Genomic DNA, 26,027 nt, shown 5'->3' with positions numbered 1-26,027 from the left:
GAACCGACATGCAGTTTCTCGTCATATCCCGCCGCCTCACGGACCGGTTTTCCGATGCCGACTTCGCGCCCGTCGTGCCGCTGGAAGGTGCGCGCGCCCGCGAACTCTACGCCGCCGGCTTCACCCGCCAAATCTGGCACCGCGGCGACCAGCCCGGCGCCTGCCAAATCGTCGAGGCGGACACGCTGGACGCCGTGCACGAAACGCTCGCCACCCTGCCCCTCGCCGCCGCCGGCATGATCGCCTTCGACGTCATCCCCCTGAAACCCTACGGGGGCTTCACGCCGTAATGAATGGCGGCCCTTGATGGGCCTCTTCAAAAACGGCGATCAAGACCACCGGTCCCCAGATGAGCGCGTGACACCAGCCACAGATCCGGATGCAACGGTCTGGATCTGTGGCGGGGTCTTGCAGCGTCAGGCGGGCCTTTCTCCTCTGGCGTTTAGCGCGATGTCGTCACGCTCCGGCAAATCGGCCGCATCGATGGTCGCCCGCCCGCCATCCTTCGGCGCTCGGCGTAGGGCGTCCTTTCGCTCCGGATCGGGCCGAAGTTTTCCCGTGTCGTAAAAGACGTGCAGGCGCGTGCGGGAGAGCCCCAACTCGGATGCCAGCAACCGGTCGAGGCGAATGGAGGCGGTTGTCGGCACCGAGAAGGTGATCTCCATGAGACCCCATTGCGGGCCTGCCGCCAGCACTACCTTGTCGACATCGCTCTCGGCAAAGGTATCGACGCGCTTCGCCTTGTGGCGCAAGGCCTCGATGTCGAAGGCGTGGCGGCGGAGCCACTGCCGGTCGTTGCTCTGCAATGCGACCAGCGTTGCCGGGTCGATGTCGCGAACGGCCTGCCGTTCTAACAGCGGCCGGTTCCACGTCTTGTCGCAGGACAGGCACTTGTAGATCAGCCAGGCATCGAGCCTTTTTCCGTTGGCGTTCAGCCGCAGCTTGTCGCTCGCCCGGAAGGGTTTTGGCCCGCCGCATGTGGCGCAAACGATCCAGGGCTGCGGGGGTGTCCGGGGAATGATGGTCCATCGGACCTTGAGAAGATTGCACATACCGTCTTGGTCTTCCAAACAGGAAGTCCACCAAGATGAGGTCGTGAGAAGCCCGTCAGGGCACGGCGTGGCGGTGTTTCGAGTGTTGGAAGAGCTGGGCAGCCGGAGGGCTGCGCATGGCACATTTCGACAATGCCAAACCGGTCTCAGACCACCACCCGATGAACATGGCACAGGGCCGCGTAGCGCAAGGCGCGCCGCATGCCCTATGAGGGTGAAACTGGATGAGACCGGTGTTTACGACGGCAAAACGGAACCTCTGTGCGCCAACGCTCTTCGCCGTCAGCCATAACAAAGGCAAAAGCACTTTAAAAGTGTGCGGGATTCAAAATCCGTCCCGCCGTTTCGCGATCTTCGAAGATCGTTCGCCAGAATGCTCGATTGCCGCGGTGGCCAACACATAGACGAGAAGCGCCGGCCACACCGCGCAGAGCAACAAGCCGAAAGCCCGGTACGGGCTCCAAGGCAAGTCCTTTCGCCGGCCTTCGAGGAAGGTCAGCACAAGGAACAGGACGGCTATGATGGCATAGACTGTAGTCAGCATCCTCGCGACTATAGCCGCGAGGACCGCCTTACCGAAAACCAAAATGCTGAAACAGTTAACGCCTGAGCTTGTGTCAGCGCTTGGGATAGCCGGTCGATATCTTGGGCGAGCCGGTATAGACGATGCGCCGCCTGGGAACGGGCTGGACCGTCTCCGTGACCTGAACGGTTTCCACCGGCGCGGCTTCCACCACCACGGTTTCGACCGGCTCGACCTTGCTTTCGCTGACGACAGGTGCAGGCGAATAGCGGGCGCGAAGCTGGCGCCAGACTTCCAGCACCACGACCAGGAAGACACCGAGCGCCACGCCCACCACCCCGGCAAGCGCGACCAGCACCTTCTTGCGGGGCCAGGACGGGTCTTCCGGCGGCTGCGCCGGGCTGATGATACGGGCGACAGGCATGGTGATCTGTTCGAGGTTGGCCACTTCCTTGGCCCGGCCGAGCACGTTCTCATAGACCGCGCGGGTCGATTTTGCCTCGGTCTCCAGCTCGCGCAGCATGATCAGGTCCTCTTCGCCGACATTGGAAGACGACCGCACTGTCTCCATCTGGCGTTCCAGGTTCGCCACGCGCTGCTGGGCGACGTCGAGCTCGACCTTCTTGCCCTCGCCGATCGACTGGATTTCAGCCCTCACCAGCGAGGAAATGCGCGCAACCTCGGCCTTCGCCCTCAAAAGCGAGGGATGCTGCGGCAGGAGTCCCGAGGCCAGCGATGCTTCGCTGCGGACCGCGCGCGAATATTCCTGCAGCAACTGCGTGACGCGCGGGGAGTTGACGACTTCGCCAAGGGCGGTCGGCTCGATCTCGCGCTGGAAATAACGCTGGATCTCCTCGCTCGCCGCCGTCGCGGTGGCCAGCGCGCTGCGCGCTTCCACGAGCTGCGCATTCAGGCCGCCCAGTTCCTGGCCGACGAGCAAGGACCCGTCCACGGCGCTTTGCAGCCGCTTTTCGGCGCGAAATTTTTGTACCTTCTCCTCCGTCTCGCGGACGCGCTCGCGCAGGCCGACGAGGCGGCTGTCGATCTGTTCGGCGAGTTGCTGGGAGGAGTTGAGCTGAAACTGCTGCTGTTCGCGGAGGTAGGATTTTGCGATGGCTTGCGACAGGTCGGCGGATTTCTGGGCGCTCTGCGACTTGACGCCGATCGAGATGATATAGGTCGCGCCCTCGCGGGAAACGGTCACGGCCTTGGCAAGCGCGGCCATCACCTTAGCGGCACGCCGCTCGGGCGCGTCGCCGGCTGCCTCCTTGGCGAATTCCGGGTCTTCCGTCAGCTTGAGTTCGGCGACCACGGGTTCCAGCACGGCGGCGGACGAGACGATCAGGAGCTGGGTATCGAGGCCGAGCACTTCGCTGCCGAGCAGCGACGGCGCGTTCTTGTCCTCGAAGGGTTTGCGGCTCGCCGGATCGACGACGATGCGCGTCCAGGCGGTGTAGACGGGTGCGGCGGTGAAGACATAGGCGGCGGTGAGCCCCACGACCACTATCGCGATAAGCGCGATGAGCGGCAGGCGTTGATACAGCTTGCGCGCAATCGCCCAAGGGTCGATCAACCCTTCGCCATCTCGGTTTTCCATGGAGGTGTTCGTCATAGACCCGCTCGGCAGAAATGAAATTACATCATGCAAATAAGGGGCGGCGCGCACGAATCCCCTCCCACGGTGTAAATCGTTATGGTTAACGGAGTTTCAATTTCTGTGCCCCAGGGCGCGGTTTCTCCTCGCCTTGCGCCGTCCCGTCTGTGCCCACGCGCCCACCAGCAGAAAGAGCAACCACACCACGGAATAGCCGCGGAACCAGCTGCTCTCCAGCATGTTGTGGCAGAGCGTCACGATGACGACGGACATGAAGAGCCAGGCTTCCGCCATGCCGGTGCGCCCATCGTTCGGCGCACGCCCTACACTCAGGAGAACGCAGGCGAGGAAGAACAGCAGCAAGCAAAGGCCTGCCAAGCCGAGCTCCACCGTGACGTCGACATAGCCATTATGCCCCTGCAACAGCGTGGCGACAAAGCCCGGGGCTTCGGTGAGCACGATCGAGCCGAGGCCGATATCCCAGAACGAGCCGTATCCCTGGCCGAGGATCGGCCTGCGGCTGATCACGTCGCCGAGAAAATCCCAGATGATCGTACGCCCCGTGAAGGTCGTGTCGTCGAAGAGCAGCATGGAGAAGTCGGCGAAGCTGAAATCGACCAGGTTTGCGACGAAAAGCCCGCCGAACAGGCAGGCGAGCAGGCCGAAGAACAGCGGATAGAGCGCATTGATGCGCAGAAACCGGCTAACCGCCACCACCGCAAGCGCGATCAGCGGGATGAGCAGCGCAAGGCCGAGCGAGGTTTTCGACTTGCTGACGACGAGTTCCAGCAGGGCCGCGGCGGCAAGGGCGAGTGCGATGAGCCGGCCGAGACCGCTTAGCCTCCAGACGCCATAGAGGCAGAAGACGAAGCCGTAGGCGACGACGAGGCCGAGTTCGTTCTTGTGGGTATAGATGCCCTGATGGCCGAGCCGGCCCGCCGGCAGCAGCAGCACTGCGATGAGGTTGATGGCGATTGTCACGAAGAAAACCGCCATGAGGCGGTCGATCTGGGCCCTGGGGTCGTCCACGAGGAAGGCCGGCAGCACGACCGTCGCGATCACGATGAATTGCAGCGTCGCGCGGCGGAAGGCGATGGACGGCGCCGGCGACCAGACGACGCTGGCGAAGGCGAGCAGCATATAGAGCCCGACGAGCACGACGACCGGCTGCTTCAGCGCCTCCTCGAACCGCGCAAGCCGATGGCGGAAGGCGAACGCGGTCGAAATGAGCAGGAAGAGCCAGAAGACCTGGTTGAGGAGATTGGAGCCCGACGCAGCCGCAGCAATCGCCGGGTCCTCGACTGCCGGCGTCGTGCGGAACACGAGAAGCGGCGTGAGGATGGTCGCATAGCCGATCGCAATCGCTGGAACCCAGCCGAGCAGGCCGTCAGAAGCGCGGACCTGCCGCTGCTCCTGCCTCACGGCCACACCGTTGTTTACCGTATCGCTCAACCTGGTCCTCGCGCCGTGCGGGAGATGCCTCTCCAGACGCAAAGACGCTGGATTTTCCCTAGTCGCGCAGCGCGCTCCGGTCCAGACCGAGCGCCTCTATCGCGTCGGCATCGATCTTGCGTGATTCATTGTCAAAAACCAACCCGAAACCGGGATAACCGTCGCCGGCATTGTAATCCCACAAAGCCCAGCCGAAGCCGTTGTCTTCCGCCGCCTTGCGCACGTCGCTCAGCCAGCGATAGCGGCCCGGAATTTCGGGAAAGTCTTCCGGCTGGCGGGCAACGCCGAATTCGCCGATGATCAACCGCGACGGCGCGATCTTTTCAGCCTCGACCCATTTCCGCATGGCCGCGAAATGACCCGCGACATAGCCGTCGTCCACGATCGGCGGATCATCGTAGTAATTCGCCATCGTTGCCTTCGCCTGGTCGAGCGCGTCGTCCGGCACATTGTCCCCGGCGCGTCGACGCTCCGCGATCAGCTGCATGGTGCGGGCCAGCGTCAGGATCCTGTCGGCGCCGGGGCCGGGATAGGCGATGCCGGACATGTATCGCAGCGGCTCGTTGGCAAAAGGAAGGCCCTGATGCGTGAAGGGATAGGGCCGGTAATAGTGCACGTCGATGAGCGTATTGGCGTCGAAGGGGGTCATGTCCAACTGGGGCAGCGCTTCGGGGGAGGAATAACATCCCGTCGTCAGGACCAGAGCGAGATCCGGCGCGGTCTCGCGAACGGCCGCATAGAGCAGCGGCTGCATGTTGATCCAGTCGTTCGCGGTCTTCAGCTGGCATTCCTGCTGCGGCTCGTTCATCACGCCGAGAGCCGTCTTATCCGCCGGCAGCTTACGCAGGTGGCCGGCGAGCTGCTTCAGCCATTCGGCATAATCGCGGAACGGTGCGCCCTTGGCATCGGCCAGGATTTTAGGCGCCGACCAGTTCGGGTCGGAATGGTTGGGATGCGCATCGACGAGCACGCCGAAGCCGGCCTTTTGCAAGCGCCGCACCGTGTCGAGAAGCGCATCGGTGAGCACGCGCCGCTTGGCTTCCGTTACCGAGAGAAAGGGCGCCGGGGCGACTGGCAGGCGGATGAAATCGAAGCCGACGGCGCGCAGGCGCCGAAGCTCGGCATTCTTGATGCGGGCGAGCGGGCCCTGGAATGGCGGCCAGAGGAAGGCTCCCGCGGTCGTGGGATCCTCCGCCGGCAGGCTGTGTAGACGGGCAAGATTGATACCGCGCCGGAAGCTCGGCAAGTCGGCCGCCATTGCCGTGCCTGCCGCACCAAGAAGCATGATGACGAGCAAGACGAGCGGGCGAAAGGCTCTCACAGTAGCCTCAAATCCGTGCGCATCGTCGTGCCGGGCGCCGCCGATCCGCGGAACACCAGTTGGTCGGACGGCGTCTTCACACCGAAGCAGGGCGAACGCCAGCCGAGTTGCTCCGCCTCCTGTCCGCTCACGACCGATCCCGCCCAGCCTTCCGGCCCGGTGAGCCTCAGCAGCGCCGTGCCTTCGAAAACAAAATCGAAGGTGCCAGTCCGGTCCGTGGCGCGGATGTCGATCCCCTCGCCGGACAGGAACGAAATCGCGACATCGCCGACCGGCGCGGCCGCGCCCTCCAGCCTGTCCTCGATGCGGAACGTATCCGGCGAGACGCGCCGCATCGCGCGGACGTGCTCCACGCCGAAACGGGCCTTGTAGCCGTCATGCGCGGCCTCGCAGGAGAAGGCGTCGAGGCGGTCATTCACCGCCAGCCCATGGATCTCCGCCTTGGCCTTCCAGTTGAAGGCGCCGGAGACGAGGCTGGAGCTTTCGCCACCGATCGACAGCGTGTTGTGCAGCGGCGTGCCGCGGAACGCATCCCGCCAGGCTCCGCCGGCGTGGTAGAGATAGGTGCCGGCATCCGCGAGCAGCGCCCTGCCGCCATAGGTGAGCCAGACGGCGAGCGTGTCGGCATGGCCATGCGCGGCGATCGACAGGAAGCCGAGCGGCCCGTGGTCCATGGCCAGCACGAGTTGGCGGTCGTGCACCCGGTCTCGCAGGACCGTGTAGCCGCCCTCGGCAAAGGTGTGCACGCCCTCCCCCTTGATGGGCGCAAGGCGGCGGCCGAAGACGAGGTCGCGCAGATGCGGCGGTGCCACCGGCGGGGCGATGTCCGGCCTGTCGCAGACTGCGGCTGTGGCCGAGAGCACGGAGGCGACGTAGAACCGGTCGGCCTCGGGATCGCTGACGATCACGCGGCCTTCGTCGTCATCGCCAATGCGCGGCACCGCACCGGTTTCGTCCATGAACCAGGAAAGCGCCTCGCCGACGATGGCAAGCTTGTCCAGCACCGCCTGCGGCAACGGATCGCCGACCGCCTGCGCCATGCGCACGGCCGTCACATAGAGTTCGAGCGTGAAGGCGGTGTAGGTCGGCGATTGTTCGGCGCCGATGCCATCGGCGTGGAACTGGCGATCGACTTCTTCCACCAGCACGCGGCGCGCATAGGCGCGCCAGCGCGATGCCGCCGGCAGCTCCGGGCAGGCCGTGGCGATGACATAGAGGCCAACGGCCTCCGCGATCAGGTGGTTGTTGGCCGAGGAGAAGCGAGACGGATAGCGGCTGAGCCAGTCGCCGGTCGCAGCCAGGAAGGCGCGGATGGCGCGGGTTTCAGCCGCCGAAAAGGCGTCGGCACCGAGCAGCCGCGTCGCGACCAGCACGCTGACGGCGCGCACCGAAAGTTCGATGCCGGACGGCCAGTTGATGCCGTGGAAGGGTGGATTGTCGGCAATCCAGCCGGCGATCTCGGCCGTCACGAAAGACTTTAGATCCGCCCGACCCGTCCGTGCAGCCAGCGCCGCGATCGGCTGCAGATATTGCAGGCGGTTGATTTCCCAGACATATTTCACATCGCCATAGACGTCGCTATGCCGGTAGTTGATGTCGAAACAATAGCGATCCCGCGGCCATTCACGCTGCGACACCGGATCGAAATGCCAGAGCGAAGCGTTCCCCGCAGGCGGCCAATCCACGCCGAGGAAACGATGCCGCCGGGCCATTGCGGCGTCCGCGACACGCTCCCAGCGCGCCAGGAGATCGGCATCCGCCGAGGCAACATCGATGGCGGCCGGAAAGAGCGGAAGTGGTCCGTCGCCCTGATCGAACCGCGCCCAGCCCGGCTGCGCAAGGCGGGCCGAGCGCTTCTTCGCCAGTTCGCCGACCCGGTGCACGACCTCGGCCGTCGACATGGCGGAGAGGCGCCGCGCATACCAGGAAAGCCGGTTCGAAAGGCCGCCAGAGCTCATCGGCCGGCCTTCGCGCCGACTTTCTCGAAGAGGCGTTCATAGGCGGCCAGCAGCACGGGCGCCGAATGCTCCCACGAGAACGAGGCGAGGATGCGCTTGCGCCCGAGTTCGCCCATGGCCTGGCGCCGCTCCGGATCGTCGATCAGCGCCACGATCTTCTCGCCGAAATCCTTCACGTCGTTGCGCTTGGCATAGAGCGAGGATTCGCCCGCCGACACCTTGCCCTCGCGTGTCTCGAACTGCACGATCGGCTTTTTCAGCGTCATGTATTCGAGGATCTTGTTCATCGTGGACAGGTCGTTCATCGGCGTGACGCGGTCGGGATTGATGCAGACATCCGCCGTGTTCAGCATGTCGAGCATCACGTCGTCGGGCGCGCGTCCCGTGAAGGTGAAGTAGCGCGAGAGACCGCGCTTCTCCACGTCCTCGACGATGGTCGCGAGTTCCGGCCCGCCGCCGACGATGCCGAAATGGATGTCGGTGCGGTGAAGCGTGTTGACGATGTGATCGACCGCCTCGACGAGCAGGTCCATGCCCTCCTGCTGGCCGATGACGCCGACATAGCCGACGAGATGGGCAAAGCCCCTCTTCAGCTCCTCCTTCGGCGGGCGGATCTGCAACTTCTCGATCTTTGGCCCCGAGCGCACCACGAAAACGTCGTCGGGCGCCATGCCGCCGCGCTTGATGGCGATGTCGCGGTAGGATTCGTTGGTGGCGATGGAGACTGTGGCCGAGCGGAATGTCAGCCGCTCGAAGAAGCGCGTCACATGGTAGAGCATGCCGCGCTTGCCGAACTTCGCCTCGAACAGTTCCGGGCAGATGTCGTGATGGTCGAACAGGAACTTGATGCCGAACGGCCGGAAGAGCCAGGCGACGAGGAAGATCAGGTCCGGCGGGTTGCAGCCGTGGATGACGTGGAACCCATGCCGGCGGCGGATCTTGAAGGCGAGCCGCGCCTCGTGGAAGAGAGCGGCGGAATATTCCCGAAGGTAGCCGAGTGCGCCGCGCGCATCGATCGGCAGCGGGTGGCGATAGATGTGGATGCCCTCGCGCTCCTCGTAGAGCGCCTCGAAGCCTTTGCCCGTCGGGCAGATGACCGAGACCGTGTAGCCGGCGGCGCGAAGCGTCGTCGCCTCCGACCACACGCGGCGGTCGAAGGGCACGGGCAGGTTTTCCACGATGATGAGCACACGCCGGTCGAACGGCCGGTCGACGGCCGCCTCGACCTCCTTACCAGTTAACACCTTCATAGCGTTCCTCCAGCTCATCCACATTCTTCAGGCGCACGAGGTCATAGAGCCTCTGGTCCTGCCGCATCTGTGCGGGGAGTTTTTCGAATTCCGGATCGGAATTGCCGACGATCAGCACGTCGCCATGCGCCGCCACCCGCTCGAAATCGTCGACGAGGATCGACGAGATATGCGGGATGACGTTGAGGATATGATCGCGGTTGGCACCGTAGAGCCGGGCGAAATTGACGAAACGGTCATAGATCAGGATGTCCATGCCCTTGCCGAGCAAGCGCTCCACCAGCGTCACCAGCGGGCTTTCGCGCAGGTCGTCCGTGCCCGATTTGAAGCTGATGCCGAAGATGGAGATCTTGCGCTTGCCGTAAGCCATGATCTCGTCGAAGGCGCGGGCGACCTGCTCCTCGTTCGAGCGCAGCAGGCTGTTGAGCAGCGGCAGCTCCAGGTCGAGCTCGCGGCCCTTGTAGGAGAGCGCGCGCACATCCTTCGGCAGGCAGGAACCGCCGAAGGCGAAGCCCGGCATCAGGTAGCGCGGCGAGATGTTGAGCTTCTCGTCCTTGCAGAAGATCTTCATGACCTCGTGGCTGTCGACGCCAACGGCCTTGCCGATATTGCCGATCTCGTTGCCGAACGCGACCTTTACGGCATGCCAGGCATTGTCGGCATATTTGACGAGCTCGGCGACATCGACGGAGGTGAGGAACCGCGGCGCCTCGATGCCGTCGTAGATCGACGCGATCTGCGCAGCCACAGCCTCGTCTTCGCCACCGGCGACGATCTTCGGCGGGTTGTCGTAGTCGTAGACGGCGCTCGCCTCGCGCAGGAATTCCGGATTGTTGCCGATGGAGAGCTGCGCCTCTGGACCGGCATGTTCGCGCAGTGTCGGGATGATGAGGTTGCGCATGGTGCCCGGCAGCACGGTCGAGCGTATGACGACGGTGTGCGGGCGCTTCTTGCGCGCGACGGCAGCACCGATCTCCTGGCAGACGCGCAGCACGATGTCGGTGTCGAGCGAGCCATTCTTGCGGCTCGGCGTGCCGACGCAGATCAGCGACATGTCGGTGGCGTTGACCGCTTCTTCGACATTGGTCGTGGCGCGCAAACGGCCGTTCTCGATGCCGGCGCGGATCAGTTCGCCGACGCCCTCTTCGACGACCGGCGAATTGCCGCTGTTGATGATGTCGACCTTGAGCTGCTGATTGTCGACGCCGATGACCTCATGCCCGTCGCGCGACAGGCAGGCGGCGGTCACCGCGCCGACATAACCCAGGCCAAATAGCGAAATCTTCATGCGAACCTCTGCAATATTGCCGATCCCGGCGTGATGACGAAAGTCGCTGCTGAAAGCGCGTCAGTAGCGGCAAAACATTACGGATACCCTTATCCCGGCGCACAAAGGCCGGGCTCGCGCACGACGAGCGGCATTTTCCCGCTCTTGTCCCGCGCAATTGCCTCGCAGAAACGGATTTCGACCCGCATCGTCTGGGGCAACCGCTGGGCAACCTTCGCCGCGATCGCCGCCTTCAGCGTCTCGTCTTCAGATCGTTCGGCGACGGCGAGGACCAGCACGCGGTCAGGGTCCGTCTGCCGAAGCTGCATCTGCAAAAGGCCGTCGATGGAGCGGGGGATGTGGTTCATGCCGATCAGGCGGCTGCCGTCCGGCGCGATCAGGTACTCGCTTTCGCGGCCCTCGATGCGGGCGAAGGGTTTTATGCCGAGGGCCACTTCGGCCGCACCCTGCGCATCCAGCGCAGCCCGAGCAATCGCGATGTCGCCGGTGTCGTAGCGGACCAGCGGTTGCGCGGCGTTGCGCAGGTTCGTCGAGATGATGCGGAAGCGCCCGTCGCCCTCGTTGCCGACGGGTTGCAGTTCCACCCGCCCATAGGCCGGCATGAACCGGTAGGTGGAGGCCTTCAGCGCATAGGCGAAGGAGACCCGCTCGGCCTGGCCGTAATAATCCGCGACGCAGGCGCCGAAGAGCTGTCCGGCGCGCGCGCGCAATTCGTCCGTCAGCACCTCGGAGGAGGTCAGCACGACCGGCACGTCGAGCCGCCAGCCCTTCTGCTCCATGCAGGCGGCGAGCATGTCGAGTGCGGAGGGATAGGCCCAGATGACGCCCGGCGCAAAATCCTTGAGCGCGGTGAAGAAGGTTTCCGCCGTCTCGGCATTCAGATGCGCGACGGAGAAATTCATGATCCGCCCGCCGCGCTCGACGCGCCAATAGGGTGGCGTGCGGTCGGACGGGTCCTTGATGGCCTCGCCGCGCAGCACGGCGATGCGGTCGCTCCGGAAATCGCCGCCAGCAAGCGCCACTACATGATCGATCGCCGCCTGCTCGAAGACGACGGAGGCGAAGCTGCGCTTGATGGCGAGCGGGATGCCGGACGAGCCACTGGTGGCGGCGGTCGCCGTCAACAGGCCGGATGGCGAGCGATAGTCGTCGGGTGTCGCGCGCAGCATCTCCTTGGTCAGGAGCGGATAGGCATCGAACGGCTTGCCCTTGTTGGCGCTGTAGCCGGGCAGGCTGGCGGCGGCCGCGAGCGTGCGATCGACGAGGCGCTGCTGAAGCGCCAGGCGGCTGGAGGCGTCGCTCGCGTCGAAGGCGGCAAGCTCGCGCCGATAGGCGAGATAGAGCGGCGGGAAGCGGCGCACGAGCGCATCCCCTAGCGAAGCCATTTTGAGCCGGGCGATCGCGTTCATCAAGCGTCCGCCTTGGACACGACACGGCTTATGAAATCGTCATAGGCCCTGACCATGTAGTCCATTCTCAAGGTTTCCCGCTGGTCCATGGCGTTTGCCGCAAGGCGCGCCTGTTCCTGCGGCGAGGCAAGGAAGGTCTTCAGCCCCTGGTGAAACGCCGCCTCGTCGCCCGGGATCAGCAGGCTGTCCTCGCCCTCCGTCAGATATTCGATCTCTGGGCTGTGGAACTCGTGCTTGCGGGTGACGATCGGCCGGCCATGCGCGAAGGCGTGGTTGATGGCGAGGCCGAGATAACCCGGAATGACCACCGCGCGGGAAAGCTTCATCGCCTTGGCGATGCGGATATCCGAAGGGTCGATGGCGCCGGCGAAGCGGATGTTGGGTGCGTCACCGGCCAGCGCTTCGAGCTTTGCGCGCTCCTCGCCGTCGCCGATCACCAGCACGTCCACCGGCCGGCCGTCCACGTCGCAGTTGGCGACGGCGAAACGTACGAGGCTATCCACCTCCTTGCGCGGCACCAAGCGACCGACATAAAGCAGCACGTCGGCATTCGGCCTGAGCCCGAATTCGGCGCGGATATCGGCGTCATCGCTGCCTGCGACCGCCTCGGCGAGCGCGATCTGCTCTTCGACGTCGATCGTGTTGCGCACCACCTGGATGCGGTCGGCAGGCACGCCGATCGACAGGAGATGGTCGCGGCCCTTTTCCGTATAGGCGAGGTAACCATCGCCCCACCGGGCCAGCCGGTCGGCGGCCCAGAGCGCAACGCGGTCCTTCAGCGGTGGCTTGCCGCCATCATCCCAGGAGCCATAGGCCTTGCGATAGCCGAAACCCCACCAGAAAACCGGGCGCCGTCGCAGCTTGGCGAGCGCCAGGATGGCGAAGCTCGACAGGAACTTGAATTCATGGCCGATCACGACTCCATCGAACCGGCCGGAAGCAAAGCGCGACACCGCCCGCTGCCAGATCAGCAGCGCTTTCTTCAGCCGCAGCTCGACCGTGCCGACCTCGACATTGGCGAAGGGAAACGGCGGTTGCGCCACTTGCAGCGAAGTGTTGGACGGCGGCTTGCCGTGGAAGACGACATAGTCGTTCTTCGAGGTCTCCGAGAGCCGCACGTAGAAGCCGCGGCGATAGACGGGAACGCAGCCCTGGTGGAAGATCGCGACCTTGTAGGGTTTTGCGGGTTTCTGCAGCATCACGCCTGCCTCCCGCTGCGGCCGTAATAGCCAGCGCGCTGCCAGAAGGTCAGCTTGCCGAGCGCTGACATGACCTGCATGGCGCAGCGCGCGTAGAACTGCCGGCTGAACGGATAACTCACCGCCGCGAGCGGCGAGAAGATGACGAGCTGGGCAAGCGCCTTGGGCACGATCGCCAGGAAAGCCGGCATCGGCCGCGGGTCGCGCGTGATGCGCACATGGGTCGTGTTGCGCGCGGTCACGAGCTTGCGGCGCAGGAACGCCGGCAGCGAGGCTTTCGCCTGCGGCCAGAATTCGTGCACGACGGCATCCGCCACCCAGATGATCTTGCGCCCCTTGCGATAGAGGCCGTGCGTGAAATCCGTATCCTCGCCGCCCGAGCGGCCGAGCCGCGGATCGAAGGGCGGTGTGCCATCGAAGCAGGTGGCGACGCGGAACATGATGTTGCCCGTGCGTGCAGCCTGCAATTGCCCGCCGGTCGCCATCGCCTCGCGCTTGCCGAAGAAGAAGGGTGTCGGATCCCAGCCGAGTGCCGGCTTGTCCTCGAAGACCGGCAGGACGGGGCCGGTGCCCATGTCGGCGCTGTGGATCAGGAGCGCACGGTGGAGGTTTTCCAGCCAGTCCGGCTCGGCAGTCTCGTCGTCGTCGATAAAGGCAAGAAACTCGCCGCTTGCGGCAGCAACGCCAGCGTTTCTGGCATGGGAAATCCCGGCGCGAATTTCATGGACGTAGCGCGGGCGCGGCTCGAGACCCGAAAGGCCTTCGACCCAGCCGCGCGCATTGCCGTCCGGGGTGTTGTCGACGACGATCAGTTCCAGGGAGAGGCCGCCCGGCAGACGCTGGGCATAGACCGACGCGATCGTCCGCCTTGCCATCACCTCCCTGTCGAAGGTGCACATGACTACCGAAATCAAGGTCAAGCGCCCTGTCCCTCTTCTCGGCCCACCGGTTGCGGCCGTCGTTCCCGGCATCGTCGCAACCGATGATCGCGCTCGCCGTGTGCCCAACTTGTTGGCGTGTCGTGTCTAACATGGCGTTAATTTCCGCCTTCCGGTCCTGTTTCGGCGCAGGATTCGTCGCGGCCTGGTTAATGCCCGTAAAACGGAAAGGATCGAATGCGAAGGAAGGCGGTTACCAGCGATAGCGCAACCGGCGCGCGATCCGGTAAGCGAGGCCGCGGGCCTTCTGCTCAGCACTTGCAAGCGGCATAAGTCCGGTCGCGGGATCGAAGGTTTCGGTCAACGAGCGGCGCGGGCAGAACCACACGTCACGATAGGTGAGCCCCGTCGAACTGGTGAAGACGCGGTCGTAGCGCTCCGCCTTCAGCTGCCGCAGCACCGCCTGGTCGAAACCGCCGAAGGGGATGGAGGCATAGGCGACCGGCGCGCCGAGCGCGTCCTCGATCGTCTTACGGGCATCGGCCAGTTCGCGCCGGCGTCCTGCCGCATCAAGGCGGCGCCAGTCGACATGGTCATGGCCGTGGCTGCCGATCGTCATGCCGGCGGCGGCGATCTCGCGGATCTGCGCGGCGGAGAGATAACCCTGTTGCCCGATACGGCCCGCGAGCACGAAGAAGATGCCGCGCCGGCCGTGCTCCACGAGCGTCGGAAGCGCGACCTCATAGTCGGAGATATTGCCGTCGTCGAAGGTGACATGCGCCTCAACCCCCGTCTTCGCCTCCAGTTCGCCGAGCCCGGCGATCGTCCGGCGGAAGACGTCGGCGGTCACGAAATAGCGAAGCTCCCCCTCGGCCGGCGGCACGATGGGCGCGCCGATGCCGTGAAAGGTAAGGTACAAGGTATTGGCCAGCATGGCGTCTCCGGCGGCGATGGGGCGACCGTCCCTCCTCTACGCCGCAAAGCTCAAGAAACGGTTTACCCCCTTCGCTCTGCCACCATTGCGCGCGATCCACCATTGTTCTAGACCTAGCGCCGTGATCGGGCGGCTCGGCCGTATCGGGCACCGCGGGGGCTGAGCGCATGGTGGTTGCATGAAACGGATCGTGGCGCTTGCCGACAAAGTTCGCGGTTCGCTCTTAGCCCGGAATACCATCGTCTACACTTTCAATTTCGGCATGCAGCTGGTCATCCAGTTCGGCTACTTCATGCTGCTGTCCCGCTATCTCGGGCCGTCCGACTATGGCGTCTTCGTCACGCTGGCGGCCATCAACGGCATCGGCGTGCTGCTGATCGGCCTTGGCAGCGACCACGTGATGATCCAGCGCGTCGCCGTCGACCCCGGAAACTTCCCGCGTTACCTCGGCCACAGCGTCGCGATGTCTGCGCTCACCATGCCGGTCGTCGCGATCTTCGCCATCGCGGTCAGTCACTATCTCGTGAGCGCCCATATCGCGCTGTCCTCTCTGCTTGCCTTCGTCGCGGCCCATCTCGTCTTCGGGCGCCTCGTCGCCGTCTGCGCCAGCGCCTTCATGGCCTTCGACCGGGCGAAGCTGCAGATGCTCGTCAATGTCGGCATGGCAGTGCTGCGCGCGCTCTTCCTGGTCGCGGCGGTGGTGCTGCAAAAGGATTTGACGCTCGACCATTGGGCCTGGTGGTATCTCGCCGCCTCCGCGCTCGGCGCGCTCATCTCCGTCGTGCTGGTCGCCGTGGTCTGCGGCATGCCGTCGCCGGCCGTGATCCGCGGGGACATTTCGCTCGGCCTGCAATATTGCCTGGAATTCGTCGCGATCGGCAGCGTCGCCGATGTCGACAAACCGGCCGTCGCCCAGACGCTCGGCCCCGACATCGCCGGCCAGTATGCGGCCGGCTTCAAGATCGTCGATGCAGCCTCCGCACCGATCCGCGCGCTCCTTTACGCGACCTACACGCGCCACTTCCGCAACGCGTCCGCCAGCACCGCAGAAAGCGTGCGCTTCGGCCTGAAGCTCGTGCCCTTCTCGCTGCTGATCTCGGTTCCGATCGCGATCTTCCTCTATTTCGTCGCCGACTATATTCCGTATCTCATCGGCCACGATTTCGACGGCACGCCGGAGATCATCCAGCTCCTGGCGCTCTATCCGCTGCTCATGGGCCTTTCGGGCATCGGCGCCGATATTCTGCGGGCGGTCGGCAAGCAGAAGCTGCGCATCACGCTCCTCATTATCACCGCGCTCGTCATGGTGCCGGCGATCTGGGCCGGTGCGGTGCTCGGTGGCCTGCTCGGCGCTGGCCTCGCCCGCCTCATCGTGCAGATTTCGCTCGTCGGCGCGACCTGGCTGTTCCTGGCGCGCGACAAGACCGTCTAGGGCGCATTACACGCGATCTTAAACTTTGCCGGGCAGAACGGAACGGCTGCGCGCCTGCAAAATTGGCCGCCGCATTCAAAATATGACAGCGCCTTTTACGCGGCGCTAGGGCGGACTGGGGACGGAACACGACATGTCGGGAGACGCCAAGAACGGCGCGATCATTGCTGCGGAAATCGGGGCAAAAGCCCATGAGGCCGCCTATCCCGTGGCCTTTTCCGGCATCATAGGCCTCTTCAAGCCCGTCTCCGACACCATGCCTGCACGCGATCTCGCGGTCCTCTTCCTCGCGCCTTGGGGTATCGACGAACTCTGCACCCGCAAGTTCGTCCGCATCACCGCCGAAACGCTCGCCGATATCGGCATCGCCAGCCTGCGTCTCGACTATCCCGGCACCGCTAATGCGCTCGATGCGCCCGACGCCGTCATCGACATTGCAAGCTGGACCGATGCCGCGCTTGCGGGGGCAGATGCCCTGCGCAACTTCTCCGGCGCCGCCAATGTGGTCCTGCTCGGCTTCGGCCTCGGCGCGGCGATCGCATTGAAAGCAAGTGACCGCGTCGAAAACCTGGCAGGTCTCGCCCTTCTCGCGCCCGTCGTCTCCGGACGGCGTTATCTGCGGGAACTCTCCGTCTGGTCGGCTGTTGTCGATGAAGGCGTGGGCGTTGCGCCGCATATGCGCGACACCGCGCCCGGCACGATTGCGGGCCTGTCGATGCCGCAGGGCATCGTCACGACGCTCGCGACCCTGACCCCCGACGCCTTCGCCGACAGTCGCGCCGAACACGTCTTCTTCGCCGCAAGGCCGGACAACACATCGGACCGTCAGTTGCGCGACCGTCTGGCGGACGGCGCGACGACGATGCGCGATTTCGTCTTTCGCGGCTATGACAAGCTGGTCTCCAACCCGCTCGGCCAGGAAATCCCGGCCGACTTCCTCGAAGCCCTGCCCGATTGGCTGAAGGGGCTTGCCCCATATCAGACGGAGATAAATCCGCCAGCGCCCCCATCCGGCCCAGCCGTCGTCACCGCCGGTGACGTGCGCGAAACCGCGCTGCGCTTCGGCCCCGGCGAAGGGCTCATCGGCACGCTGACCGAACCCGCAACGGGTGGCAGCGAGGCCACGGTCGTGCTGCTCACCACCGGTTACGACCATCAGGGCGGCTGGGCGCGCTCCGGCGTCGATCTCGCCCGGCAGCTTGCGGCAAAGGGCGTCGCGTCGTTTCGTTTCGACAGCGCCGGCGTCGGCGACAGCCCGCCGGTGCCCGGCCGCCGCGAAGAGGTTCTCTACGACGAGACGCAGATCGACGACATGGCCGCGGTCCGGTCGTTCCTCGACGGTATCGGCAGGAGCGGCCCAGCGCTGCTCTTCGGACGGTGCAGCGGGGCCTATGTCGCCTTCCGTGCCGCCGCCGCGGACGAGCGCTGGGCGGGCTGCATCGTCGTCAACCCCTATGCCTTCCGTTGGCTGAAGCCACCAAGCGCGGAAGTCGTCAACAGCGCGCCCCGTGCGCTTGCCGACTACTCCCAGAAGGCGCTGAAGCTCGACACGATCCGCCGGCTCTTTTCCGGCGACATCGACATGAGCGCCGCCGCGCGCAATATCGGCCAGCGCGTTACCCAGCGCCTGTCCAAGCGGCTTGCGCCATTGCTCGGGCCGCTTCTGGCGACCGAGCGCCTCGAACGCGCCGTGCATGCCGATTTCCGCGCGCTTTCGCAGCGGCCGGGCCGGACATGCCTCGTCTACAGCGTCGACGATCCAGGGCTCGACAATCTCTATGTGCATTTCGGCAATCAGGTGGAGGGGCTTGCAGCCTATCCGAATGTTTCGCTGCATATCCTGCCCGATACCGACCACAACGTGACCCCACGCGTCAGCCGCCAACAGCTTTTCGACATTGTCGAGCAGGCCGCAACCTCGCTTTCGCGCGAGCGCTGACAAAGGCTACTCGCGACATGCGAACTGTTTACCTTGTTTGGCATCAGACGCTTCCCGTACCCCGTGCAAAGGCCCCCGTTTAGGCTTTCTGAAGGAGTCCGGCCTAGAGACTTGGCCCAAAGAACGGGATTGCAACGCTGGATATGCTCAAGCTTCGCGCCATAGGCCAGGATGGACTGGACGCCGCCTCGGAACTTCTCACGAAGGGCTTTCCGTCGCGCTCGCTCGCCTTCTGGCAGCATGGTCTGAAGCGGCTTTTCGACCATGGCAGCGAGACCGGTGCGGGCTCGATCGGCAACCTCCTCATGGCGGACGAAACCCCCATCGGCATCCTCCTGACCATCGCCCGGCGCGACGGCGAGACCGGGCAGAAGATCGTCAACCTTTCGAGCTGGTATGTCGAGGAAAGCCACCGCTGGTATGCGCCGCGCATGCTGCTGGCCGCCATGGCGGACAGCGGGGCCATCTACACCGACCTCACCCCCTCGAAGGCCGCAGTCGAGCTGAACAACCGTCTCGGCTTCCGCACCTTCGACTACGATCTCCTGCTATTTCCCCTCCCCTGGCTAGCAATTGCCGGCCGCAGGCAGGGCAGGCTCGTCGCCCTCGACGCGGTGCCGCCAGGCGCCATTTCGGAAAACCTGCTGCAGGACCTGCGCAATCACCATGCGCTGGGCTGCATCGTCACGGTGATCGAGGCAAACGGGCGCTACCAACCCGTCGTCTTCGACGTCATCCGCAAGAAGCGCATTCCGATCGCCCGGGTGGTCTATGCGGAAAGCGCCGATCTCGTTGCCGACAACCTGGCGATCCTGGCGCGCCTGCTTATCCGGCACGGCGTACCGCTGCTCTGCCTGCAGATGCCGGCCGGGCGGCGCGTTCCCTTTGCCTATCGCTGGCAGAGCGGGCTTCGCTACCAGGTGAAGGGCGAATGGGACGACCGGAGCATCAACGAACTCTACTCCGAACGCGTGCTCCTGAAAGTCTAGCCGCGACCGGTCTTCACGAAGAGGAAAAGCCATGCTGAACAATGCGACTGCCGCCTCCACCCCGGATATCGAGGCCGAAATCTACGGCTATCTCGACAAGCGGTTCCCGGCGCTCGCCCCGGTGGCGCCGGATACGGCGCTGCTCGACGGCGCGATCGATTCGCTCGGCTTTCTCGAACTGATCATGTTCCTGGGCGAGCGCTTCAACCTATCCATGGAAGACGACAATTTCGACTTCCAGGAACTGGCGACGCCCGCCAGTCTCGTCAACTTCGTTTCGCGGACCCGGATGTGAGCAAAAGCCCTGTCCTTCTCCACCACCTGTTCGCGCCGCATGCGCAAAGCGACAGGCCTGCGCTGATCGACGGCGAACGGGAACTCGACTACCGCGGCATGAATGAACGCGTCGAGCGCTTCGCCGCTGCACTTGCCCAGGCGGGCCTGGAGCGCGGCGACCGCGCCGCGATCTTCCTGCCGCGTGGCATCGAGGAATGCGTCGCCATTTTCGCCGTCAGCCGGGCAATGGGCGTCTTCGTGCCGATCAATGCCCTGCTGCGCGGCCAGCAGATCAGCCATATCGTCGCCGATTGCGCCGCGAAGGTCGTGATCACCAACCGCACGCTTGCGCCGATGGTCGCCGAATGCCTGCAAGGCGTCGCGGAGGCCCGCATCCTCCTCGTCGAGGACATGGCGGAGGCGAACCCGGCTAGCAGCCCGCGCGATGTCAATATCGGCGAGGACCTTGCAGCGATCCTCTACACCTCCGGCTCCACCGGCCGCCCGAAGGGCGTGATGCTTTCGCACCGCAACCTTCTCGCCGGCGCCCGCATCGTGCGCACCTATCTCGGTATCACGCCGGCCGAGCGCATCCTGTCCGTCCTGCCGCTCAGCTTCGACTATGGCCTGAACCAGCTCCTGACATCGGTCGAGCAGGGCGCGCTGACGGTCATTCTGACCTTCCGTTTCGGCGACGACATCGTGAAGGCGCTGCGCGACCATCGCATCACCGCACTTGCCGGCGTGCCGACGATCTGGGCGATCCTGACCAAGGCCTCGCCGCTGCTGCCGAAGACCGAGCTGACGCATCTTCGATACATCACCAATTCCGGCGGTGCCGTGCCTTCGCAGACGGTCGCGAACCTGCGGCGGATGTTGCCGCATACCAACGTCTTCCTGATGTACGGACTGACGGAGGCCTTCCGCTCCACCTATCTCCCCCCGGAGGAACTCGACCGGCGCCCGACTTCCATCGGCAAGGCCATTCCGGAATGCGAGATCTTCATCGTGAAGGAAGACGGAACGCGGGCAAAACCCGGCGAGCCCGGCATCCTCGTGCATCGCGGCCCGACGGTCTCGCTCGGCTACTGGAACCGCCCGGAAGACACCGCGCGCGTGCTCAAGCAGAACCCCTTCCGCACCAAGGACCAGGGCGGCGACATCGTCTGCTATTCCGGCGATCTCGCGGTCGAGGACGAGGACGGCTTCTTCTCCTTCATCGGCCGCAACGACGCGATGATCAAATCCTCCGGCTACCGCATCAGCCCTTCGGAAGTCGAAGAGGTCATCATGGCCACCGGCCGGTTCCGCCAGGTCGCCGTCATCGGCCTTCCGGATGATTTTGCCGGACAGAAGGTCCATGCGGTCGCCGTCGCGCTCGAACCGGACACCGCGGTCGCGCCAGTCCTGCAGGCGGTTGCCGGCACGCTGGCGGCCTACATGGTGCCGCGCGACCTCGAACTGGTGGAAAACCTGCCGATCACGCCGAATGGCAAGGTCGATTATCGACAGCTCGTCAGGGAGCGGACAGACAATGGCTGACAACGTCCAGAAGCCCGCAAACCACGGCTACGAACTCGCCAAAGGCCTCTTCGAGATCGAGGGCGACGACCTCGTGCTCGGCGGCCTGCCGGTGCGTACGATCGTCGCGGAAGTCGGTTCGCCAGCCTATCTCTACGACGGGCAGTTGATGCGCCGCGCCTACCGCCGGCTTGCCGATGCGCTCACGGGCTTCGCCTCCATCTATTATTCGGCAAAAGCCAATCCGGCCGAGGCGGTCATCCGGCTCTTCCTTGAAGAGGGCGCCGGCATCGAGATCGCCTCGTTCGGCGAATATCGCGCGGCGATTGCCGCCGGTGCGGCGCCGGAACATATCCTCTTCGCGGGACCAGGTAAGCGCCGCGCGGAGCTGGAAGCCGTGATCGAAGGCGGCATCGGCGAAATCCATATCGAGGGCGTCGACGAGATCGAGCGGCTGCGTTCGATCGGCAAACCGGTGCAGGCTTCCATCCGCATCAATCCCGTCCCGACCGTGCAGGCCGGCGCCATGCGCATGGGCGGCAAGGCGACGGCCTTCGGTTTCGACGAGGAGGATCTCGACGCCGCGATCGCCGCAGTCGCATCCGCCGACAACATCGAGCTCGTCGGCATCCACGTCTATGGCGGGACGCAGATCCTCGATGCGGAAGCGCTGCTCGGCCAGTGGCGCCACGCCATTACGCTTGCGGCCCGCGTGGCACGCACCACCGGCAAGCCGCTGAAGACGATCGATCTCGGCGGCGGCCTCGGCATTCCCTATTATGCCGGCGACAAGCCGCTCGACCTCGACGCCGTGGCCGCCGCGGTTCCAGAGCTGACGGCGCTGCTCAAGTCGGAACCGCTGATCGCCGGGGCGCGTGCCATCGTCGAGCCCGGCCGGTTCCTCGTCGGCGAGGCTGGGCTCTATGTCAGCGAGATCAACGCGGTCAAGCAGTCCCGTGGCGTGCGCTTCCTCGTCATGGAGGGCGGCATGAACCACCATCTCGCCGCCTCCGGCAATCTCGGCCAGGTCATCAAGCGCAACTATCCAGTCGTGGCGCCTGCCCGCATGACGGCGCCGTCCGACGCGCCGGCCACGCTCGTCGGCCCGCTCTGCACGCCGCTCGACACGCTCGCCCGCGATGCGGGATTGCCGGATCTCAAAGCCGGAGACCTCGTGGCGGTGCTGCAATCGGGCGCCTATGGGCTGACGGCGAGCCCGATCAATTTCCTCTCCCATCCGCATCCGGCCGAAGCCCTTGTGGAAAATGGACGCATCGAGGCAATCGGCCGGTAACACCCGCAAGGAGGGCGTCACGCGGAACCGTCAGGAGAAGCAACGTGATAGTGAAGAATTATCGGCGGTTCAAACGGATGCTCACGGAGGATTTCCGGGTGTATCTGGGGGCTCGTGACAAGAAGCCCCTGCCGCGGCAGGTCTTCGAGATCTATCGCCTGCACAAACTCTACGGCTACCTGCCGTACCAGTACCTGAAGCACAGCCTCTATCTGAAGAAATACGGCAAGGAGATTTACCGCTATCTTCCGACGGAACTTTTGCATGTCACGCGCGACCGCGTGAACTCGGCGGCCGATCTCGCGCTTGTCGATGACAAACTACTGTTCGAGGAGCGGATCCGCGCGGCGGGACTCAGAACCACCAACACCCTGTTCCAGCTGCAACGCCAAGCCATCAGCGACATGGCTGGCAAGCGGGTCACCTATGTTGATTTCGTCGCGACGATAGAAGCGCTGGAGCTACCTGACGGCGTCATCATCAAGCCGCTCTCGGGCGGTTCTGGCAGCGCCGTCTTTAAGCTTCGCGCGACAGATGGCGTGCTCTACTACAAGGGACAGGCGCTCGGTGAGGCGGACTTCGACACGTTGATCTTCACCACGAACAACGGCTTCTACTGGACGGATTTTATCGTTCAAGAGACCATCTCGCAGCATCCGGACGTCGCACGGTTTAACCCAACCTCTGTCAATACGGTCCGCATCGACACCTTCATAGATGAAGCAGGCAGAGTGCATTTCAACGCCGCCGCCCTCAAAGTCGGCTCCCCCGGCAGCATCACAGACAATTCCAGCACGGGCGGTTACATGATCGCCATCGACCTGGAGACCGGCCGCTTCTTGACTGGCGCCAAGACCGAGGCGCGTTTCGGCGGCAAATACCATGATCTCCGCACGGTGTTCGGCATCGAGCCGTCGACCTTTACAATGCCGTTCTGGCAGGCGCTGCGCGAGACAGCTAGCCGCGCCGCCGAGACGGTCGCACCTTTCCGCTCCCTCGGCTGGGACATCGCTATAACGCCAGCAGGCCCCCTCGTCGTTGAAGCCAATTCCGACTATGGCATCGATGTCCTGCAGGAACTTGCTGGAGGCTACGTCGACAAGGCGCTCGGCCGGTCCTATCTCGATCGGCATCCGGCCCGGAAAGAACGCATCCTTGAAGCCTTGCAGTAATTCGCCGCTTACGTACGGAAAATCGATAGCGCGGGATTCAGATATTCTTTAAATGCTTACGGGAGAATTTGGGGACGCCTTGAACAGCATGCCGGGGGGCAAGACATGGTATTGAAGTTGATATTGGCGACGATGGTGGGTGCGGCCGTGCGTTCGCGTTATGCCGAACCGGCAGCCCCTAAGGCTATCGTCGCGACCGCACCCGACGATCTCGAAATGGAGCCCTGCCCAGTCGAACCCTCGTGGATCATCGCAGGCAAGCCCATCGCGCGCCGCTCGCTCCACTCGCGCTCGGCCGACGACCAGGCGACAACGGCGATATGGGATTGCACAGCCGGCACCTTCCACTGGCATTTCGGCTGGGACGAAACGGTCGTTATCCTGGAGGGTGAGGTTCGGGTCACCGGCGAGGACGGCGCGGAGCGTGTACTGAAAGTCGGCGACATTGCCTATTTCCCGGCAGGTTCGTCGGCGATCTGGCATATCGACGACTATGTGCGAAAAATCGCCTTCGGCCGCCGTGAGTTCCCCGGCGCCGTCAACATGGCGCTGAAGTTGCGCGACAAATTCAGACGATAGGGCGTTCATCGAACGCCCCCGTTCAGAGGTTTGCATGGTCAATATTACGGTCGCCGGCATCGGTTATGTCGGCCTTTCCAACGCCGTGCTTCTCGCGCAGCATAATGACGTCATCGCCTATGATATCAGCGAGCAACGCGTCGCCCGGGTGAATGCGCGCCACTCGCCCATCGTCGATACGGAAATCGAGCACTATCTCAGCACCAAGCCGTTGCGGCTGAAGGCAACGATGGACAAGGCGGAAGCCTTTGCCGGCGCCGAATTCGTCGTGGTGGCCACGCCGACAAACTACGATCCCGAAAGCAACTATTTCGATACACGCAGTATCGAGGCCGTGATCGACGACGTACGGCGCGTCAACCGGGATGCCACGATCATCATCAAGTCGACCGTGCCGGTCGGCTATACCCAGTCGCTGCGCGACGCACGCGATGACGACCGGATCGTCTTCTCTCCGGAATTCCTGCGCGAAGGCAAGGCGCTCTACGACAACCTGCATCCTTCACGCATCATCATTGGCGCGGATACGCCGGAGGCCCATCGCTTCGCGGACCTGCTTCGGCAAGGGGCGGTGAAGACGGATATTCCGGTGCTCGCGACCGGCTCAGGCGAAGCGGAGGCGATCAAGCTCTTCGCCAACACCTATCTCGCCATGCGCGTCGCCTATTTCAACGAGCTCGATTCCTACGCCATTACCCACGGTATCGATACGCGCCAGATCATCGAGGGTGTCGGGCTCGATCCGCGCATCGGAAAGCACTACAACAACCCGTCCTTCGGCTATGGCGGTTATTGCCTGCCGAAGGATACCAAGCAGCTTCTCGCCAATTTCAGCGAAGTCCCCCAAAACCTGATCCGGGCGATTGTCGATGCCAATACGACGCGTAAGGATTTCCTGGCCGGCGATATCGCCGCGCGCAATCCGGATGTGGTGGGGGTCTATCGCCTCGCGATGAAGAAGGATTCGGACAATTTCCGCGAATCCTCGATCCAGGGCATCATGAAGCGCATCAAGGCAAAGGGCATTCCGGTCATCATCTATGAGCCGGACTTTGACGGAGAGACGTTCTTCCGCTCGGAAATCGTGCGTGATCTCGCAGAGTTCAAGCGCCGCGCCGACCTCATCATCGCCAATCGCGTTTCGGACGATCTCGACGACGTGCGCGGAAAGATCTACACGCGCGATATTTTCGGAGCTGACTGACCGGCAGCGTTTCCGCCGGCCAAAGTGTGCCGAAAGGCTTTTATCGCTTGGTTGCGATGAAGATCGTCTCGCCGGGCAAAAGGCCATACTGGCCGACATAGGGTTCCTGGGCCACGAATTCTTCGAGGTCGAAGCCGGCCGCCATCACGCGATCCCGGAAATCGCGGCCGTAATAGCGCACATGATCCGACTGCCCAAAGTGAAGGAGCCGTTCCGCCGGATCGGTTATCGATGGATTTTCATAGGTCGTCGGCCAGCCCTCGACGAGCGGGACCGTCAGCAGCGCCACACCGCCGGTCACCAGTATCCGGTGCAGCTCGGCGAGCGCTTTGGTGTCGTCGACATGCTCCATGACATGGTTGCAGATCACCAGCTCGATGCTGTCGGCCGGCAGGTCGATGGCTTCGATGTTCATTTCCCGGTCGCCGCGGTTCGGGTCGATGTCGGCGCCGATATAGGAGGCGGCCACCGTCTCGATACCCTTACGAAGCGTCGGCTCGGGCGCGAAATGCAGGATTGACTTGCTTTTCGTCAGGTCGGGGCGGTCATTCAGGAGAAGCGTGAACTGCCGGTGGCGCTCAAGCGAACCGCAGGTCGGGCACATCGCATTGAGACGCGGCGGGTAACCCGCGAGGCGAAACTTCTGGCTGTTTCCGCAGCAGGCGCAGGTAAAGACGCGGGAATCACTCTGCATGAGCAACTCCTTTACGGCCTTTGCATCCTGCAACCAGGGAAACGCAGCCCTTATCTTACGGCTGAAATA

General features: G+C 64.1%; 22 protein-coding genes. 10 read left to right on the top strand and 12 right to left on the bottom strand.

The window, feature by feature from the left end; genetic code table 11:
* The first annotated feature begins 8 nt into the window (after positions 1–8).
* Positions 9–290: a muconolactone Delta-isomerase family protein gene (locus J2Y63_RS03160; protein WP_435264886.1), complete on the top strand. Its 282-nt coding sequence runs from the start codon at positions 9–11 to the stop codon at positions 288–290.
* A gap of 126 nt (positions 291–416) precedes the next feature.
* Here the strand turns inward: J2Y63_RS03160 and J2Y63_RS03155 are convergent, their stop codons facing one another.
* The 11 genes from J2Y63_RS03155 to J2Y63_RS03105 form a co-directional block, all read right to left on the bottom strand.
* A complete protein-coding gene (locus tag J2Y63_RS03155; protein WP_435264885.1) occupies positions 417–1,052 on the bottom strand; it encodes a DUF1062 domain-containing protein in 636 nt (211 codons plus the stop codon).
* Between the two features lie 617 nt (positions 1,053–1,669).
* Positions 1,670–3,187 carry a GumC family protein gene (locus tag J2Y63_RS03150; RefSeq protein ID WP_435264884.1) on the bottom strand — a complete coding sequence of 506 codons (1,518 nt, stop codon included), beginning with the start codon at positions 3,185–3,187 and terminating at the stop codon, positions 1,670–1,672.
* A gap of 96 nt (positions 3,188–3,283) precedes the next feature.
* Positions 3,284–4,621, bottom strand: a complete 1,338-nt coding sequence (locus J2Y63_RS03145) for an O-antigen ligase family protein (RefSeq protein WP_435264883.1) — start codon at positions 4,619–4,621, stop codon at positions 3,284–3,286.
* A gap of 58 nt (positions 4,622–4,679) precedes the next feature.
* Positions 4,680–5,942: a glycoside hydrolase family 5 protein gene (locus J2Y63_RS03140; RefSeq protein WP_435264882.1), complete on the bottom strand. Its 1,263-nt coding sequence runs from the start codon at positions 5,940–5,942 to the stop codon at positions 4,680–4,682.
* Positions 5,939–7,900: a heparinase II/III domain-containing protein gene (locus J2Y63_RS03135; RefSeq protein WP_435264881.1), complete on the bottom strand. Its 1,962-nt coding sequence runs from the start codon at positions 7,898–7,900 to the stop codon at positions 5,939–5,941. The genes J2Y63_RS03140 and J2Y63_RS03135 overlap by 4 nt, the downstream gene beginning before the upstream one ends.
* The gene (locus J2Y63_RS03130) at positions 7,897–9,150 is read right to left on the bottom strand and encodes a glycosyltransferase family 4 protein (RefSeq protein ID WP_435264880.1); all 1,254 of its coding nucleotides are present in this window, start codon (positions 9,148–9,150) and stop codon (positions 7,897–7,899) included. Before J2Y63_RS03130 ends, J2Y63_RS03135 begins: the two co-directional genes overlap by 4 nt.
* A complete protein-coding gene (locus J2Y63_RS03125; protein WP_435264879.1) occupies positions 9,131–10,438 on the bottom strand; it encodes a nucleotide sugar dehydrogenase in 1,308 nt (435 codons plus the stop codon). The genes J2Y63_RS03130 and J2Y63_RS03125 overlap by 20 nt, the downstream gene beginning before the upstream one ends.
* Before the next feature lie 89 nt (positions 10,439–10,527).
* Entirely contained in the window at positions 10,528–11,847 is a 1,320-nt protein-coding gene (locus J2Y63_RS03120) for a hypothetical protein (protein ID WP_435264878.1), read from the bottom strand.
* Positions 11,847–13,046 carry a glycosyltransferase family 4 protein gene (locus tag J2Y63_RS03115; RefSeq protein WP_435264877.1) on the bottom strand — a complete coding sequence of 400 codons (1,200 nt, stop codon included), beginning with the start codon at positions 13,044–13,046 and terminating at the stop codon, positions 11,847–11,849. The genes J2Y63_RS03120 and J2Y63_RS03115 overlap by 1 nt, the downstream gene beginning before the upstream one ends.
* Complete coding sequence (locus J2Y63_RS03110) at positions 13,046–13,966, bottom strand: glycosyltransferase (protein ID WP_435264876.1); 921 nt, start codon at positions 13,964–13,966, stop codon at positions 13,046–13,048. The genes J2Y63_RS03115 and J2Y63_RS03110 overlap by 1 nt, the downstream gene beginning before the upstream one ends.
* Before the next feature lie 211 nt (positions 13,967–14,177).
* Positions 14,178–14,858, bottom strand: a complete 681-nt coding sequence (locus J2Y63_RS03105) for a polysaccharide deacetylase family protein (RefSeq protein ID WP_435264875.1) — start codon at positions 14,856–14,858, stop codon at positions 14,178–14,180.
* A gap of 178 nt (positions 14,859–15,036) precedes the next feature.
* Here J2Y63_RS03105 and J2Y63_RS03100 point away from each other — a divergent pair, with 178 nt between their 5' ends.
* The 9 genes from J2Y63_RS03100 (at position 15,037) to J2Y63_RS03060 (ending at position 25,264) form a co-directional block, all read left to right on the top strand.
* Entirely contained in the window at positions 15,037–16,290 is a 1,254-nt protein-coding gene (locus tag J2Y63_RS03100) for an oligosaccharide flippase family protein (RefSeq protein ID WP_435264874.1), read from the top strand.
* A 133-nt stretch (positions 16,291–16,423) separates the two neighbouring features.
* Positions 16,424–18,229, top strand: a complete 1,806-nt coding sequence (locus J2Y63_RS03095; protein ID WP_435264873.1) for a serine aminopeptidase domain-containing protein — start codon at positions 16,424–16,426, stop codon at positions 18,227–18,229.
* A gap of 143 nt (positions 18,230–18,372) precedes the next feature.
* A complete protein-coding gene (locus J2Y63_RS03090) occupies positions 18,373–19,218 on the top strand; it encodes a hypothetical protein (RefSeq protein ID WP_435264872.1) in 846 nt (281 codons plus the stop codon).
* A 31-nt stretch (positions 19,219–19,249) separates the two neighbouring features.
* Complete coding sequence (locus J2Y63_RS03085) at positions 19,250–19,513, top strand: acyl carrier protein (protein ID WP_435264871.1); 264 nt, start codon at positions 19,250–19,252, stop codon at positions 19,511–19,513.
* Positions 19,510–21,036: an AMP-binding protein gene (locus tag J2Y63_RS03080; protein ID WP_435264870.1), complete on the top strand. Its 1,527-nt coding sequence runs from the start codon at positions 19,510–19,512 to the stop codon at positions 21,034–21,036. The genes J2Y63_RS03085 and J2Y63_RS03080 overlap by 4 nt, the downstream gene beginning before the upstream one ends.
* Positions 21,029–22,309 (top strand): type III PLP-dependent enzyme, encoded by a 1,281-nt coding sequence (locus J2Y63_RS03075; RefSeq protein ID WP_435264869.1) that lies wholly within the window; start codon positions 21,029–21,031, stop codon positions 22,307–22,309. The genes J2Y63_RS03080 and J2Y63_RS03075 overlap by 8 nt, the downstream gene beginning before the upstream one ends.
* 44 nt (positions 22,310–22,353) lie before the next feature.
* Positions 22,354–23,481, top strand: coding sequence for a sugar-transfer associated ATP-grasp domain-containing protein (locus J2Y63_RS03070; RefSeq protein WP_435264868.1), 1,128 nt, complete (start codon positions 22,354–22,356; stop codon positions 23,479–23,481).
* A 105-nt stretch (positions 23,482–23,586) separates the two neighbouring features.
* Positions 23,587–24,060 (top strand): cupin domain-containing protein, encoded by a 474-nt coding sequence (locus J2Y63_RS03065; protein WP_435264867.1) that lies wholly within the window; start codon positions 23,587–23,589, stop codon positions 24,058–24,060.
* 34 nt (positions 24,061–24,094) lie between these two features.
* Entirely contained in the window at positions 24,095–25,264 is a 1,170-nt protein-coding gene (locus tag J2Y63_RS03060; RefSeq protein WP_256114616.1) for a nucleotide sugar dehydrogenase, read from the top strand.
* 40 nt (positions 25,265–25,304) lie between these two features.
* Here the strand turns inward: J2Y63_RS03060 and J2Y63_RS03055 are convergent, their stop codons facing one another.
* The gene (locus tag J2Y63_RS03055) at positions 25,305–25,958 is read right to left on the bottom strand and encodes a methyltransferase domain-containing protein (RefSeq protein ID WP_435264866.1); all 654 of its coding nucleotides are present in this window, start codon (positions 25,956–25,958) and stop codon (positions 25,305–25,307) included.
* Positions 25,959–26,027 lie beyond the last annotated feature (69 nt).

Origin of the sequence: Shinella sp. BE166, assembly GCF_051201095.1 — a bacterium.
Taxonomy (GTDB): domain Bacteria; phylum Pseudomonadota; class Alphaproteobacteria; order Rhizobiales; family Rhizobiaceae; genus Shinella; species Shinella lacus.
The sequence above is the reverse complement of the archived record's forward strand: the minus strand, read 5'-3'. Positions and strand labels throughout refer to the sequence as shown.

What these genes read in the sequence shown, in the direction of transcription:
- J2Y63_RS03060 (WP_256114616.1), top strand. Translation starts at nt 24,095, where the DNA reads ATGGTCAATATTACGGTCGCCGGCATCGGTTATGTCGGCCTTTCCAAC.
- J2Y63_RS03155 (WP_435264885.1), bottom strand. Translation starts at nt 1,052, where the DNA reads ATGTGCAATCTTCTCAAGGTCCGATGGACCATCATTCCCCGGACACCC.
- J2Y63_RS03075 (WP_435264869.1), top strand. Translation starts at nt 21,029, where the DNA reads ATGGCTGACAACGTCCAGAAGCCCGCAAACCACGGCTACGAACTCGCC.
- J2Y63_RS03150 (WP_435264884.1), bottom strand. Translation starts at nt 3,187, where the DNA reads ATGACGAACACCTCCATGGAAAACCGAGATGGCGAAGGGTTGATCGAC.
- J2Y63_RS03105 (WP_435264875.1), bottom strand. Translation starts at nt 14,858, where the DNA reads ATGCTGGCCAATACCTTGTACCTTACCTTTCACGGCATCGGCGCGCCC.
- J2Y63_RS03120 (WP_435264878.1), bottom strand. Translation starts at nt 11,847, where the DNA reads ATGAACGCGATCGCCCGGCTCAAAATGGCTTCGCTAGGGGATGCGCTC.
- J2Y63_RS03135 (WP_435264881.1), bottom strand. Translation starts at nt 7,900, where the DNA reads ATGAGCTCTGGCGGCCTTTCGAACCGGCTTTCCTGGTATGCGCGGCGC.
- J2Y63_RS03090 (WP_435264872.1), top strand. Translation starts at nt 18,373, where the DNA reads ATGCTCAAGCTTCGCGCCATAGGCCAGGATGGACTGGACGCCGCCTCG.
- J2Y63_RS03130 (WP_435264880.1), bottom strand. Translation starts at nt 9,150, where the DNA reads ATGAAGGTGTTAACTGGTAAGGAGGTCGAGGCGGCCGTCGACCGGCCG.
- J2Y63_RS03160 (WP_435264886.1), top strand. Translation starts at nt 9, where the DNA reads ATGCAGTTTCTCGTCATATCCCGCCGCCTCACGGACCGGTTTTCCGAT.
- J2Y63_RS03065 (WP_435264867.1), top strand. Translation starts at nt 23,587, where the DNA reads ATGGTATTGAAGTTGATATTGGCGACGATGGTGGGTGCGGCCGTGCGT.
- J2Y63_RS03085 (WP_435264871.1), top strand. Translation starts at nt 19,250, where the DNA reads ATGCTGAACAATGCGACTGCCGCCTCCACCCCGGATATCGAGGCCGAA.
- J2Y63_RS03055 (WP_435264866.1), bottom strand. Translation starts at nt 25,958, where the DNA reads ATGCAGAGTGATTCCCGCGTCTTTACCTGCGCCTGCTGCGGAAACAGC.
- J2Y63_RS03115 (WP_435264877.1), bottom strand. Translation starts at nt 13,046, where the DNA reads ATGCTGCAGAAACCCGCAAAACCCTACAAGGTCGCGATCTTCCACCAG.
- J2Y63_RS03125 (WP_435264879.1), bottom strand. Translation starts at nt 10,438, where the DNA reads ATGAAGATTTCGCTATTTGGCCTGGGTTATGTCGGCGCGGTGACCGCC.
- J2Y63_RS03100 (WP_435264874.1), top strand. Translation starts at nt 15,037, where the DNA reads ATGAAACGGATCGTGGCGCTTGCCGACAAAGTTCGCGGTTCGCTCTTA.
- J2Y63_RS03095 (WP_435264873.1), top strand. Translation starts at nt 16,424, where the DNA reads ATGTCGGGAGACGCCAAGAACGGCGCGATCATTGCTGCGGAAATCGGG.